General features: G+C 42.4%; 15 protein-coding genes. 13 read left to right on the top strand and 2 right to left on the bottom strand.

Translation table 11 applies throughout. The features are described 5' to 3' along the window. Positions 1 to 115: 115 nt before the first annotated feature. The gene (locus RZO55_RS04640; RefSeq protein ID WP_318063122.1) at positions 116 to 844 is read left to right on the top strand and encodes a YebC/PmpR family DNA-binding transcriptional regulator; all 729 of its coding nucleotides are present in this window, start codon (positions 116 to 118) and stop codon (positions 842 to 844) included. A 63-nt stretch (positions 845 to 907) separates the two neighbouring features. Here the strand turns inward: RZO55_RS04640 and RZO55_RS04645 are convergent, their stop codons facing one another. Next, a complete protein-coding gene (locus RZO55_RS04645) occupies positions 908 to 1,687 on the bottom strand; it encodes a PocR ligand-binding domain-containing protein (protein WP_318063123.1) in 780 nt (259 codons plus the stop codon). 177 nt (positions 1,688 to 1,864) lie between these two features. On the opposite strand from RZO55_RS04645, the gene RZO55_RS04650 reads away from it, so the two are divergent. Beyond that, positions 1,865 to 2,500, top strand: coding sequence for a GNAT family N-acetyltransferase (locus RZO55_RS04650; RefSeq protein WP_318063124.1), 636 nt, complete (start codon positions 1,865 to 1,867; stop codon positions 2,498 to 2,500). Positions 2,501 to 2,503: 3 nt separating this feature from the next. On the opposite strand, the gene RZO55_RS04655 is transcribed toward RZO55_RS04650, so the two are convergent. Continuing rightward, positions 2,504 to 3,244, bottom strand: a complete 741-nt coding sequence (locus RZO55_RS04655) for a GNAT family N-acetyltransferase (RefSeq protein WP_318063125.1) — start codon at positions 3,242 to 3,244, stop codon at positions 2,504 to 2,506. A 134-nt stretch (positions 3,245 to 3,378) separates the two neighbouring features. Here RZO55_RS04655 and pepF point away from each other — a divergent pair, with 134 nt between their 5' ends. From pepF to RZO55_RS04710, 11 genes are all read left to right on the top strand, one after another. After that, complete coding sequence (gene pepF, locus RZO55_RS04660; protein WP_318063126.1) at positions 3,379 to 5,169, top strand: oligoendopeptidase F; 1,791 nt, start codon at positions 3,379 to 3,381, stop codon at positions 5,167 to 5,169. Positions 5,170 to 5,204: 35 nt separating this feature from the next. Next, positions 5,205 to 5,978, top strand: coding sequence for a nitroreductase family protein (locus tag RZO55_RS04665; RefSeq protein ID WP_318063127.1), 774 nt, complete (start codon positions 5,205 to 5,207; stop codon positions 5,976 to 5,978). Between the two features lie 136 nt (positions 5,979 to 6,114). Further along, a complete protein-coding gene (locus tag RZO55_RS04670) occupies positions 6,115 to 6,771 on the top strand; it encodes a YkgJ family cysteine cluster protein (protein ID WP_318063128.1) in 657 nt (218 codons plus the stop codon). 54 nt (positions 6,772 to 6,825) lie between these two features. After that, positions 6,826 to 7,743 (top strand): orotidine-5'-phosphate decarboxylase, encoded by a 918-nt coding sequence (gene pyrF / locus RZO55_RS04675; RefSeq protein WP_318063129.1) that lies wholly within the window; start codon positions 6,826 to 6,828, stop codon positions 7,741 to 7,743. A gap of 9 nt (positions 7,744 to 7,752) precedes the next feature. Next, positions 7,753 to 8,529, top strand: a complete 777-nt coding sequence (locus tag RZO55_RS04680) for a dihydroorotate dehydrogenase electron transfer subunit (protein ID WP_318063131.1) — start codon at positions 7,753 to 7,755, stop codon at positions 8,527 to 8,529. After that, on the top strand, positions 8,530 to 9,432 hold the full coding sequence (locus tag RZO55_RS04685) for a dihydroorotate dehydrogenase (protein WP_318063132.1): 903 nt from the start codon (positions 8,530 to 8,532) through the stop codon (positions 9,430 to 9,432). A 32-nt stretch (positions 9,433 to 9,464) separates the two neighbouring features. Beyond that, positions 9,465 to 10,142, top strand: a complete 678-nt coding sequence (gene pyrE / locus RZO55_RS04690) for an orotate phosphoribosyltransferase (RefSeq protein ID WP_318063133.1) — start codon at positions 9,465 to 9,467, stop codon at positions 10,140 to 10,142. A gap of 12 nt (positions 10,143 to 10,154) precedes the next feature. Then, positions 10,155 to 10,304 carry a hypothetical protein gene (locus RZO55_RS04695; protein WP_166432620.1) on the top strand — a complete coding sequence of 50 codons (150 nt, stop codon included), beginning with the start codon at positions 10,155 to 10,157 and terminating at the stop codon, positions 10,302 to 10,304. Between the two features lie 72 nt (positions 10,305 to 10,376). After that, positions 10,377 to 10,868, top strand: coding sequence for a VanZ family protein (locus RZO55_RS04700; protein ID WP_318063134.1), 492 nt, complete (start codon positions 10,377 to 10,379; stop codon positions 10,866 to 10,868). Further along, positions 10,837 to 11,157 carry a DUF6142 family protein gene (locus tag RZO55_RS04705; protein WP_318063135.1) on the top strand — a complete coding sequence of 107 codons (321 nt, stop codon included), beginning with the start codon at positions 10,837 to 10,839 and terminating at the stop codon, positions 11,155 to 11,157. Before RZO55_RS04700 ends, RZO55_RS04705 begins: the two co-directional genes overlap by 32 nt. 3 nt (positions 11,158 to 11,160) lie before the next feature. After that, positions 11,161 to 13,251 carry an aminopeptidase gene (locus tag RZO55_RS04710; protein WP_318063136.1) on the top strand — a complete coding sequence of 697 codons (2,091 nt, stop codon included), beginning with the start codon at positions 11,161 to 11,163 and terminating at the stop codon, positions 13,249 to 13,251. The last annotated feature ends 65 nt before the right edge of the window (positions 13,252 to 13,316 follow it).

Below are 13,316 nucleotides of genomic sequence, written 5' to 3' on the forward strand. Positions count from 1 at the left end.
GGTGGCTGTGTATTGTTTTTTCTTGCAAGATGAAATAAATAGTGATAGAATAGAAAAGATGTTATTTTTGATTGAAATAGGAAGAAATAGAGAAAGAAAAGGAGTGTTTGAATCAATGTCAGGACATTCAAAGTTCGCAAATATTAAGCACAAAAAAGAGAGAAACGATGCTGCAAAAGGTAAGATATTTACTGTAATCGGAAGAGAACTGGCAGTAGCGGTTAAGGAAGGCGGACCAGACCCTGCAAACAACAGTAGGCTGCGTGATATAGTAGCAAAAGCGAAAGCCAATAACATGCCCAATGACACCATTGAACGTGGTATTAAAAAAGCGGCTGGAGATGCTGGTTCTGTAAACTATGAGACAATTACATACGAAGGATACGGTCCCAACGGGGTAGCGATCATCGTAGATACTCTTACAGACAATAAAAACCGGACAGCAGCCAATGTAAAAAACGCTTTTACAAAAGGCGGCGGAAATGTTGGTACCCCAGGCTGTGTATCTTTCATGTTTGATAAGAAGGGCCAGATCATTATAGATAAAGAAGAGTGTGATATGGATGCAGATGAACTTATGATGGTTGCTCTGGATGCTGGCGCAGAAGATTTTTCTGAGGAAGAGGACAGCTATGAAGTTCTCACTGCACCGGAGGAATTCAGCAGTGTACGTGAAGCATTGGAAGCAGCTAAGATTCCTATGATGCAGGCGGAAGTTACCATGATTCCCCAGACATGGGTGGAGCTGACGGATGAGGATTCTTTGAAGAAGATGAACAGGATTCTGGATCTTCTGGATGCGGAAGACGATGTACAGGCGACTTATCATAACTGGGATGAATAGAATCGGGAAGGGCTTGAACCGGAGACCGGAACAAGCCCTTTTTATGTAGAACAGCAGAAATTCTCAGACAACCTCAGTTAAATTCCGGACGGAATTCTGGATCTTGTCCACCAGCTCATGGATGCGCTCATAGACTTCACCGGAGTTTTTGGAGATTTCACCGAATTCTCTTGCTACAACAGCAAATCCAACTCCTGCATCTCCAGCTCTGGCCGCTTCAATGGAAGCATTAATGGATAGGATATTCTCCATTGACGCCACCTTTTGTAAGTCGTGGGTTTTGGCTGTCACTTCGTTTAAAGAGTTTTTAATACTATCGATCTCTGAATCCAGTATGCTGTCTCTTTTTCCGGAGATTGCCTGTATGTATTCCAGATTTACTAATTGATTGACAATACTGCCTAGCATCTGTGCGGAAGCTTTAATTGCTGCTTCCGATCGTACCGGCACTTTTCTTAGGGCATTAATATATTCATTTTCATCGATACCTAATTCTCTGGCGATAGAACGAAACTTTTCTTCATCGGGCGGTCCGGCTAAAACCTGTCCTCCGATAATCGACCCAACCTTCTCCCCTTTGATGACAATGTCAGAAGAAAAATCAATCAGTCCTGCGTGACAGAAATAAGTTCCATTTCCTTCCCGGTCACATTTCTCACACCGCTTTATTCCCTCTTCACTGTTCCTTGTATACTTCATACAAAAATCAGTGAAATTACTGCCTTCTGTAATATAATTCCCCTGTGTGTCCACCGCGATTGCTGCTAACCCTGTCGCTTCTGAAAACTGGTCCTGTATCGACTGCAATGCTTTCAGATCAATAAACTTTTTAACATCCATCATTTATTGTATGCCCCTCTCTTGTATTTGCGGTACCATTTTATCATTCTTATTATATAATAATAACAGGATAAATACAAGCAAGGAAGCAAGGAGTAATATCTTTTAAAATGGATTGAAGCTTAAGAAGTATTGTGCTACAATCACCGTGAAAAAGATAAAAAAAAGAGGCTCATAATTATGGAAAGTGACCGATTGTACCGGGTAGAGAAAAAGGATATTGAGAAATTAAAGCAGCTGTTGACAGAATGTTTTGAAGGGGACCCTCTATATTGCAATCTGATTCCTGACGAAGATAAGAGGAGACGTCTTCTCCCTGAATTATTTGAATGTGATATGGAAGAATTTTTTGAGACCTGTGAGATATATGCGGACTGTCCGGATATAAATGGAATTATGGTTGTGGATGACGAATCGGAAGTATACAATCCAGTACAGTATTATCTGGCGGAGGCAGCAGCGACTTTAAAAACAGACAGTTATCTGATCAGGGAAGACAGGTCGTTAAAGACGTTCTGGAACTTTTTACAGGGCAGGGATTATTTAAATTCCAGATGGACGGACCAGCTTCATCAGGAGGAGCGTCTTCATATCATTTATCTGGCAGTGAGACCGAGCATGCAGCATCACGGGATATCAGCCTGTCTGCTGAAAGAAGCCATAGAATTCGCAGACAGGAATCACCTGATGATATCGCTGGAAACGCATAAACAAAGTAATGTCAGTTTTTATGAACATTTCGGCTTCAGACTTTTCGGAGTGGTAGAAAAGCATTTTCATCTAAAACAGTACTGTATGATCAGAGAGATGCGTTAACGGTCAGTACAGATAGTAGGACAGGCTGTCTGTTATCTGAAAACCTGCTTTCTTATACAGGGCAACAGCCGCAAGGTTATCGCCGGAAACCTGCAGATAGATCGTATCTTTTCTTAAATCTGACGGAAGAGAACAATATGTTTTTAAGAACAGCTGCATGCAGGCAGTTCCAAGACCCTGTCCCCGCAGTGGTTCAGAAATTTCAAATCCATAGAAATAAGCTTTTTTTCCCTGAATGAGTAGAAAGCATTTCCCAACCGCTTTCTGATCTTTGTAAAACTCATAGTTAATCTGGTCTTTGCAAGTTTGATAAGAGATGGTAAGACCGGTTACTACGGGTTTATCTGGCCGTGGCCTGGAGCATTCCATAAAATATTCCCTGTAACAGAAAGAAGCCTCCATAGCCTGTAAAGTTTTGATGCCATCCTGCCAGTTCTCATAGACAGGAAAGATTAAATCGCTGTCAGGATAATCGTTTGTCAGTTCGTCAAGAAGCATGGTGAAATAGCCTTTCTGCCGTTCTCCGGGAAGTGTTAAGCCATAGCATTCCATGGTATCAGGATCGGTAAAAAAAGCGATAAGGGCGGATAGGAGGCAGTCATTTTCATATAATAAACAGCAGATGCAGTCCTCTTCAAGGGGGAAAGTAAAAGAGATATGATCCGTATTATTACAGGTCTCCTGCAAAATATTAAGATCATTTGTCTGCAAACGATCCGGGGCACTAGTTTTGATAAGCTTCATGGTTTTGCTCCTGTTTTGTTTTCGTATAGTATAATACAAGAAAATAGTAAAATTCAATCAAATATTTTCCATATTGCTGATTGTTTCTTTGAAATATGGGTGATAGAATAAACACATGGAAAGCAGTTGGAGGGATGAAATTGAAAAAAAGAGAAGAAATACCAGTTTGCGACACCTGGAATCTGGAGGATATACTGCCATCAGATGAGGCCTGGGAAGATTTATTTAATGAAACAGAGGGCTCGCTTTCAGGTTATAAGACATACGAAGAACATCTGGCTGATTCCGGCGAGATGCTTTTTTCCTGTCTTAATTTTGATGAAGAGATATCATTAAAGATTGAGACTTTATTCGTGTATGCAAGACAGAAATCAGACGAAGATACTGGAAATGCAAAGTATCAGGGATTATCTTCAAGGGCAAGGGCGCTGTCTTATCAGGCTGCAGGACTGTCCTCCTATATTGTTCCCGGGATTTTAACAATACCGGAAAACCTGTTAAAAGAATACCGGGAAACTGTACCTGCTTTGAAACGCTATGACCGTACTCTGGAAATCATATTAAAAAAGAAGGAGCATACGCTGCCGGCGGCTATGGAAGCGCTGCTGGCAAACTCCATGGAAGCGACTTCCGGTTCCTCGGAAATTTTTAATATGTTTAATAATGCAGATGTGAAATTTCCTGAAATCAATGATGAGAAGGGGAAACCTGTTAAAATTACCCATGGCAATTACGTTGCATTGATGGAAAAACAGGACAGAGAAGTGCGTAAATCCGCATTCTACGGTCTCTACGGGGTTTATAAACAGTTTGATAACACTCTGGCTGCCACATTTTCTTCCAATGTGAAACGGGCTGCATTCTACGCAAAGGCAAGGAATTATTCTTCTGCCAGAGCGCATTCACTGGCAGAGAATGAGGTCTCAGAGGAGGTTTATGATAATCTGATTCAGGCGGTTCATGACGGACTTCCTTATCTTCATGAATATGTGTCGATGAGGAAGAAGGCACTGGGAGCAGAATCTCTTCATATGTATGACCTTTATGTACCCATGGTATCCGGGGAAGAACGGAAAATCTCCTTTGAGGATGCCAAAACCATGGTACTTGAAGGGTTAAGACCATTGGGAGACCATTATCTTGCTCTTTTAAAGGAAGGTTTTGAAAAACGCTGGATTGATGTGTATGAGAATGAAGGAAAGCGCAGCGGTGCGTACTCCTGGGGGGTGTACGGAGTTCACCCTTATGTACTTTTGAATTTTAACGGAACCCTTGACAGTGTATTTACTCTTGCCCATGAGATGGGGCATGCGCTGCACAGCTGGTTCTCTGATAAAAATCAAACTTATATGGACGCTGGTTATAAGATATTTGTTGCTGAGGTTGCCAGTACCTGTAATGAGGCACTCCTGATCCGTCATCTTTTAGAGATCACTGAGGATAAAAAGGAACGGGCATATTTACTCAATCATTTTATGGACAGCTTCCGCGGTACTCTCTATCGTCAGGCCATGTTTGCGGAATTTGAAGACAAGGCTCACCGCCTTGCGGCCAGGGGAGAAGCGTTAACGTCGGAGACACTGTGCAAAATGTACCACCAGCTGAATGAGGAATATTTTGGCCCGGATATGGTTGTGGATCCGGAAATTGATTATGAGTGGTCCAGGATTCCACATTTTTACACACCGTTTTACGTTTACCAGTATGCTACCGGATTCTCGGCTGCGGTGGCTATCAGCAGCAGAATTTTAGCCGGGGATGAAAAGACTGTAAAGGGGTATTATGAATTTTTGAGCGGCGGTTGTTCCATGCCTCCTGTTGAACTTTTAAAACTGTGCGGCGTTGATATGTCCACAGCGGAGCCGGTAAAAGACGCTCTTTTGGTATTTTCAGGCCTTTTGGAAGAAATGAAAAGGCTTATTTAGGACTGGTTTCCGGGTAGAGGAGAGGGGGAGCAGGTATGAATCTGTATCAGATGATATTTAAGAGAAGATCGATTAAAAAATATAAGAAAGAGCCGGTACCGGAACAGCTGAAGCGGGATATCTTATATTTTGGAAATTGTGTATCAAGGTTATACGGCGACATTCAGGTAAAGATTGAGATATGTGATGGTTTACAAGAGGAACTGCCGTTAAAAGGGTTATGGAAGGTAGAAGCTCCTTATTATCTGGTCCTTTACTCTGAGGAGAAGGAAGGATATCTTTCCAATGCCGGATATATTATGGAACCTGTTCTGCTGTATATGACAGGTAAGGGGCTTGGAACCTGTTATCTTGCTAATGCAAAGAGTGCAAAACCGGCGCCGCCTGGGTTGAAACAGGTGCTGGCCATTGCATTTGGGTATCCAAAGACACTGCTTTACCGCGATCCTGCAACAGCAAAGCGCCTTCCTTTAAAGGAATTGTGCGTGTTTAAAGAAGAAGCAGGTGAATCTGTAAAGAACATTTTAAAGGCGGTACGGCTGGCTCCTTCCATTATGAATACCCAGCCCTGGAGATTTATCGTTTATCATGATAAAATCTATATTTTTTCCTGCAGAGAATTTTTGCCATCTCCATATCTGGTCTCTTTGCGGGAGATCAGTGTTGGCGTCATGCTTTCCCATCTGTCCATTGCTGCAGAAGAGATGTGGATGAATGTCAGCCTGGAAGCGGATAAGGCCATGGAAAAAAAATCATATAAAAGCGGTGCGTATGTTGCTACTGCATATTTAAAAGAATATAAGTTATGAAAATGCTTCATGACAGGACCAAAGAGAAGATGTGTGATATAAAATCTTCTCTTTTTTCGCATTAAGACTTTATTCTGGCGGAAAATAATGATAGAATGGCACTGTTTGTTTATTAAGGGTAAGTGAGGGTGAATTCATGAAGCGGGAAATTGATATAAAAGAGATATCAGACGGGAAAATATATGACTTAAATGACATGGTAAAAGCGGATTGCAAAGACTGTGAGGGCTGCTCTGTCTGCTGCAGCGGAATGGGGACGTCCATCGTGCTTGACCCACTTGATGTGTACCGGCTCACCGTGGGGCTTGGCTGTACGTTGGAAGCCTTGCTTGAGGATAAAGTGGAATTAAATGTTGTGGACGGAATTGTACTGCCAAATATCCGTATGGCAGGAGAGAGTGAATCATGCGGATTTTTAGACCGCCAGGGAAGGTGCAGCATACATTCCTTCCGTCCTGGTAACTGCCGCCTCTTTCCCCTTGGAAGAATTTACACGGATGAGGGGATCGGGTACTTTCTTCAGATATATGAATGTCCGAAGAAGAACAGAACTAAGATAAAGGTCCGAAGCTGGTTGGACAATCCAGACGGAAAGCGTTATGATAAATTTGTGGCGGACTGGCACGATTTCTTAATAAAGGCAGAACAGGAAATAATAAGAAAGAATGATCCGGGATTTACCAGTCAGGTGAGCATGAATGTTCTGAAAACATTCTATTTTACCCCCTATGAGAATGAAAAGGATTTTTATGATCAGTTTGGCAAAAGGCTTGAAGCCATTTCCTTCTTATGATAGAATTGGTAAGAATAGAGAAAAATAAGGGCGAAGAGAACCGAGGAGGAAAACATGATCAGGCAGTTAATTGACAGAATTCAAAAAACAAATGCACCGGTTTGTGTGGGACTTGATCCAATGCTAAGCTACATTCCCGATCACGTTACAAAGAAGGCATATCATGAACTGGGTGAGACATTAGAGGGAGCTGCAGAAGCAATCTGGCAGTTCAATAAAGAAATTGTGGATCATGTTTATGATCTGATTCCCTCTGTCAAACCGCAGCTTGCCATGTATGAACAGTTTGGAATTGAAGGCTTAAAGACATACGACAGAACGGTTAAATACTGCCGGGAGAAAGGCCTTCTTGTTATAGCAGATGGGAAGAGAGGGGATATTGGTTCCACATCTGCTGCTTATGCTGCGGCTCATATTGGTAAAGTAAAGGTGGGCTCTAAGAGTATTCCGGCGTTTTACACAGATTTTCTTACCGTCAACCCTTATCTTGGAACAGACGGTATTGCGCCCTTTGCAGACGTATGCAAAGCCGAGGACAAGGGACTTTTTGTTCTTGTTAAAACCTCCAATCCGTCCAGCGGAGAATTCCAGGACCGCCTGATAGACGGAGCCCCGCTTTATGAACACGTTGCTAAAAAAGTCGTGGAATGGGGCGCGGACTGTATGGATGGAACATACAGCAACATTGGTGCAGTGGTAGGCGCTACCTATCCTGAGATGAGCGCTGTTTTAAGAAAGATGATGCCGACTACCTATTTCCTTGTACCAGGATACGGAGCACAGGGAGGAACTGCTGAGGATTTAAAACCATGTTTTAATGAGGACGGTCTTGGTGCGATTGTGAATTCCTCCAGAGGAATTATTGCAGCTTATAAGCAGGAAGCATATAAAAAATTCGGTCCGGAACGTTTTGGTGAAGCGTCCAGACAGGCTGTGATCGATATGGTTTCTGACATTAACCGGGTGTTATAGGGAGGAATCATGGGAAAAATTAAAATCGAAGCAGCAGTTGCCAGCCAGGAGAGGCTTGCAGACGGTGTATTCAGCATGTGGATCGATGCGAAGGAAATTACGGACCAGACAGTACCGGGGCAGTTTATTTCGGTGTATACAAAAGACAGCTCAAAGCTGCTGCCTCGTCCGATCAGTATCTGTGAAGCCAATCGGGATAAGGGTCTTTTAAGAATTGTATACCGCATAGCAGGCGGAGGAACTGAAGAATTTTCCCATTATAAGACAGGCAGCCGGATTCATGTCCTGGGGCCGTTAGGGAATGGATTCCCTCTGGAAGCAGGCTTGCCGGGAAAGCGGGCACTGTTAATCGGCGGTGGTATTGGAATTCCCCCTATGCTGGAACTGGCTAAACATCTCACCTGCACCAGACAGATGGTTTTGGGATACAGGGACGAGCTGTTTTTAAATGAAGAATTTCTTCCTTATGGAGATACATTTCTTGCCACAGAAACCGGAATTGCCGGAACCAAGGGCAATGTAATGGATGCAATCAGTGAACATGGCTTACAAAGCGATGTGATTTTTGCATGCGGTCCGACTCCTATGTTAAAGTCCATACAGGCATATGCACTGGAGCATCATATCGAATGTTATCTGTCACTGGAGGAAAAGATGGCATGCGGAATCGGTGCATGTCTTGCCTGTGTATGCAAAAGCAGTGAGAGAGATGGTCATTCCATGGTTCATAATAAAAGAGTCTGCAAAGACGGTCCGGTATTTAAGGCTGAGGAGGTTGAATTCTAGATGAATATGAAAGTAAATCTTGCAGGTGTGGAATTGGACAATCCTGTTATGACTGCCTCAGGTACCTTTGGTTCCGGCGAAGAATACAGTGAATTTGTGGATTTAAACCGGTTGGGAGCCGTTGTCACAAAAGGAGTGGCCAACATTCCCTGGGCAGGGAACCCGACTCCCAGAATTGCAGAAACCTATGGTGGAATGATTAATGCCATCGGACTTCAAAATCCTGGTATGGATGTGTTTGTTGAGCGGGATATTCCTTTCTTAAAACAATTCAATACCAAAATCATTGTTAATGTGTGTGGTAAAACGACGGAAGATTATATTGAAGTGGTGGAGCGCCTTTCTCATGAACCGGTAGACATGCTGGAGATTAACATCTCCTGCCCTAACGTAAAAGAGGGTGGAATTGCGTTTGGCCAGGATCCTAAAGCAGTAGAGGCCATAACAAGAGAGGTTAAAAAGTATGCCAGGCAGCCGGTCATTATGAAACTCAGTCCCAATGTGACAGATATTACCGTTATGGCAAAAGCTGCGGAAGCTGGCGGAGCAGATGTGCTGTCTATGATTAATACGCTGACAGGAATGAAGATTGATGTGAACCGCCGGACATTTGCCGTTGCCAATAAGACAGGCGGGTTATCCGGACCTGCAGTTAAGCCGGTAGCAGTACGCATGGTTTACCAGGCTGCATGTGCAGTGAAGATTCCGATTATTGGAATGGGCGGTATCATGACTGCTGAGGATGCTTTGGAATTTATTCTTGCCGGAGCAACAGCGGTTTGTGTAGGAACGGCAAATTTTGTGAACCCCTATGCAACAGTGGAAGTCATTCAGGGTATTGAGGACTATATGAAAAAACATCAGGTAGATGACATTTACAAACTAATCGGTGCAGTGCGGTAACGGATAGATTTTTGAATAGAGAGGACAGCAAAATGGAACAGTATAAGCAGGAGTTTATTGAATTTATGGTGGACAGTAATGTCCTGAAATTTGGAACTTTTACATTGAAAAGCGGAAGAAAATCCCCATTCTTTATGAATGCCGGTTCTTATGTAACAGGAGCACAGTTAAAGAAGCTGGGAGAATATTATGCAAAAGCGATTCATGATAAGTTTGGAACTGAGTTTGATGTGCTGTTTGGACCGGCTTACAAAGGAATTCCTTTAAGTGTTACAACTGCAATTGCCTTTCATGAGTTGTACGGAAAAGAGATAAAATACTGTTCCAACAGAAAAGAAGAGAAAGATCATGGCGGAGACGCTGGAATTCTTCTTGGAAGTCCCATTAACGATGGTGACAGAGTTGTTATTATAGAAGATGTGACCACATCCGGTAAGTCTATTGAGGAAACCTTTCCGATTATCAAGGCACAGGGCGATGTGACGATTCTGGGTCTTATGGTATCCCTAAACCGAATGGAGAAGGGGAAAGGAGAACAGAGTGCACTTTCAGAAATCCAGGAAAAGTATGGATTTCCGGCAGATGCAATTGTGTCCATGGCAGAAGTGATTGAACATCTTTACAACCGGAAATATAAAGGAAACGTATTGATTGATGACACATTAAAAGAAGCGATTGATGATTATTACGAAGTTTATGGCGTAAAATAAGGAGAACGGGATATGGAAAGAGTTTATAAAACCATGAGAAATGCAGGTGCATTAAATATAGTTGTTGGAATTATCGTGACTGCAATCGGACTTACCGCAGGAATCATATCAATTATTAATGGAGCAATATTGCTGAAAAGAAAATCTGAAATTACATTTTAACCGTTATCAGGAGAGGCTGTCAGGAATAGCTTCCTGGCAGACATCTCTTTTCATGATAAAGATGGAGCTGTTATGATTAAAGATGCGACGAAACGGCAGAAGTTTGGTTGGGTGATTTTCATAATTTACCTGATCTTTTTGACGTATTTTCTGTTTTTCTCAGATTATTTTGGAAGAGGCGGTCATATACGGGAGGATTATGCTTATAATCTTGTTCCGTTTAAGGAAATTAGACGTTTTATCGTGTACCGCCACGTAGTTGGATTCTGGTCCTTCCTCTTAAATATCGTTGGGAACATAGCAGGCTTCATGCCCTTTGGTTTCTTTCTTCCGGTAATCAGCCGCAGGAGCCGCCGTTTTTTCAATACAATGCTGCTTAGTTTACTATTCAGCCTTTGCATTGAAACCACCCAGTTGATCTTCAAGGTAGGCAGTTTTGACGTAGATGATATGATCTTAAATTCGCTGGGAGGGATGCTTGGGTATCTCCTGTATAAAATAATACAACACATAAGAATAAGGAGGATGAGGCGTGGGAAAACAAAAAAAAGTATCCTACATTAGAAAACCTTTTGCAAAAAAAAGTTTTTTATCGTTGGGACTGGCTTTAGGAGCACTGGTTTTGGGGGTTCTTGGAATATCCAGCGCTGCAGTAACTGCCGGACAGGCGCAGTTAAATGTTGCGGCTGTCTGCTTTTGCAGCATGCTGATTTCCGCTTTTTCCCTGTTTTATGGTGTTCTGTCATTTTTTGAGAAAGAGAAAAAATACATACTGTCTAAGATTGGAATCTGCATCAGTGTCATACTGGTAATTTTCTGGACAGTTCTTCTAATTATTGGCATAAGGGGGTAAAATATGGAATATACAAAGATGTTTGAACAGGAAAATGAGGGAATCATGGAACGTTTCCTTCTGTCTATGGAACGGGTCAGCCAGATGTCTGAGGAACAGACAGTGTCTGAGCCATTTCGTGATTATTTTACAAGGACTGCATCATTTATCTGTCTCATGGGTGAGTACCTTGATTTTTTGAAGGAAGGCAGACAAAACTCCGCTTCTTTAACTGAATTAAAAGAATGGAACCATAAATTTTATGAAGACATTCTTCCGGAGTCTTATGAAACAAGTTATGCAAATCCGGCTTATGCAGTAAAAAAACTGGGCGATGGTATTGGCCAGCTCCTTTGTTACCTTTATAAGGAAATCAGAGGTGATATTGTTTTCGTACATGAAAGCAGGCTGACAGATATCACCATTCTAAATGAAACGTTAATAGAAATCTATAACATGTTTGAGGAAGGAGTACCAGAGGAGTCGTCTGTAAAAGAGGTGATTTACTGGTTCGTCAGTGATTATACCGATCATACAATTACCTACCGCATCAGAGAGGTACTGGATCCTTCCCTTTCCTTTGCTGCAGACATTATTCGTGACAGCGACTTGACGGATCTTCGCTATCTTTACCGTTTTGGTGAATATATCTCTGAATCCGAATGTCAGGTTGCGCGATATTTAAACTCTCTTCCGGAAGAGACGGTTCGTCTGATGGCGGATACCTATACGGAAGGATATAAAAAAGGGTTTGAGGTGATGGGCAGGGATATATCAAAGAAGAATGCTGTCCAGATCCGTTATGAGGTTGGTTTTGAGCGCATGGTCAAATATGCCATGGAGAATTTTGATAAGATGGGACTTCAGGTAATTTTATGCCGCGCAGCTGTCTGGGCAGTGAATACCAATGCCGGACGAAAATCAGGCTATTACAGCCAATCCCCCAACCGTCAGTATGATTATGATCACCGTTATGATGATGCCATTTATATGAACAAGGCATTTAAGGACAGAAAAGCGTCTGTACTGAAAGTTGCCTATGAAACGTATAAAGACCTGGCTGCCGGCTACGCAGGGCCCGCTGTCATAGAAACCTTTGGAAGAGAAGGATTTCATCCGGTTAATAAGCAGGAAGCAAACCGCCTTGATTCCAGGCAGGAGAAGCTGGCTGTTGAGATGGCAGGAGAGAATGCTGAAATATCCAATCAATATATTCCGGGAGATGAGACAAGCTTTACCATCATTGCATTCCCGGTTCCGGAGATCGGCGATAATTTCGAGGAGATATTTAACGAGACGATTTCCATTAATACCCTTGATTATGAAAAGTACAAAGGCTTGCAGCAGACGATTATCGATGCACTGGATGAGGCCGAGTATGTGGAAATTACGGGAAAAGGAGCGAATAAGACACACTTAACGGTTGCGCTTCACTCTTTAAAAGATAAGGAAAAAGAAACGAATTTTGAAAACTGTGTGGCAGATGTAAACATTCCTCTTGGAGAAGTATTTACGTCACCCAGACTTTCCGGGACCAATGGAGTTCTTGAAGTCAGCACCGTTTATATTACAGATTTTCAGTTTAAGGATCTGTCTATGACTTTTGAAAACGGCATGATTAAAGACTATTCCTGCAGTAATTTTGAAGATCCCAAGGAAGGAAAAGAACTGATCAGGCAGGTGATTTTAAAGAACCATGACACACTTCCTATGGGAGAGTTTGCGATCGGAACCAATACAACTGCCTACGCCATGGCCAGAAAATTCGATATTCTTGATAAGCTGCCTATCTTAATCGTAGAGAAAATGGGACCTCATTTTGCAGTTGGAGATACGTGCTACAGCTGGTCGGAAGACAGCAGATTCTATAATCCCAATGGCAAGGAGATTATTGCCAAGGAAAATGAGATATCTGCTCTGCGCAAAGAGGATGCATCAAAGGCATATTTCAACTGTCATACGGACATTACCATACCTTATGCAGAACTTGGCAGGATAGAAGCGGTTTGTGCAGATGGAAAACGCACCAGGATCATAGAGGATGGGAAGTTCATATTAAAAGGTACAGAAGAATTAAACCTGCCCTTTTCTCAACTTAAGGCTTTAAAACTTTAGTATTTCAGTGAGAACCATTAAGAAATATTAAAAACAGCCGATAATTTATAACGGAGTGGGAATTT

It is taken from the genome of Clostridium boliviensis, assembly GCF_033342255.1.
In the GTDB taxonomy this organism is placed as follows: Bacteria; Bacillota; Clostridia; order Lachnospirales; family Lachnospiraceae; genus Lacrimispora; species Lacrimispora boliviensis.

What these genes read in the sequence shown, in the direction of transcription:
- RZO55_RS04655 (WP_318063125.1), bottom strand. Translation starts at nt 3,244, where the DNA reads ATGAAGCTTATCAAAACTAGTGCCCCGGATCGTTTGCAGACAAATGAT.
- RZO55_RS04670 (WP_318063128.1), top strand. Translation starts at nt 6,115, where the DNA reads ATGAAGCGGGAAATTGATATAAAAGAGATATCAGACGGGAAAATATAT.
- RZO55_RS04695 (WP_166432620.1), top strand. Translation starts at nt 10,155, where the DNA reads ATGGAAAGAGTTTATAAAACCATGAGAAATGCAGGTGCATTAAATATA.
- RZO55_RS04710 (WP_318063136.1), top strand. Translation starts at nt 11,161, where the DNA reads ATGGAATATACAAAGATGTTTGAACAGGAAAATGAGGGAATCATGGAA.
- RZO55_RS04640 (WP_318063122.1), top strand. Translation starts at nt 116, where the DNA reads ATGTCAGGACATTCAAAGTTCGCAAATATTAAGCACAAAAAAGAGAGA.
- pepF (WP_318063126.1), top strand. Translation starts at nt 3,379, where the DNA reads ATGAAATTGAAAAAAAGAGAAGAAATACCAGTTTGCGACACCTGGAAT.
- pyrE (WP_318063133.1), top strand. Translation starts at nt 9,465, where the DNA reads ATGGAACAGTATAAGCAGGAGTTTATTGAATTTATGGTGGACAGTAAT.
- RZO55_RS04685 (WP_318063132.1), top strand. Translation starts at nt 8,530, where the DNA reads ATGAATATGAAAGTAAATCTTGCAGGTGTGGAATTGGACAATCCTGTT.
- RZO55_RS04650 (WP_318063124.1), top strand. Translation starts at nt 1,865, where the DNA reads ATGGAAAGTGACCGATTGTACCGGGTAGAGAAAAAGGATATTGAGAAA.
- pyrF (WP_318063129.1), top strand. Translation starts at nt 6,826, where the DNA reads ATGATCAGGCAGTTAATTGACAGAATTCAAAAAACAAATGCACCGGTT.
- RZO55_RS04665 (WP_318063127.1), top strand. Translation starts at nt 5,205, where the DNA reads ATGAATCTGTATCAGATGATATTTAAGAGAAGATCGATTAAAAAATAT.
- RZO55_RS04680 (WP_318063131.1), top strand. Translation starts at nt 7,753, where the DNA reads ATGGGAAAAATTAAAATCGAAGCAGCAGTTGCCAGCCAGGAGAGGCTT.
- RZO55_RS04645 (WP_318063123.1), bottom strand. Translation starts at nt 1,687, where the DNA reads ATGATGGATGTTAAAAAGTTTATTGATCTGAAAGCATTGCAGTCGATA.
- RZO55_RS04700 (WP_318063134.1), top strand. Translation starts at nt 10,377, where the DNA reads ATGATTAAAGATGCGACGAAACGGCAGAAGTTTGGTTGGGTGATTTTC.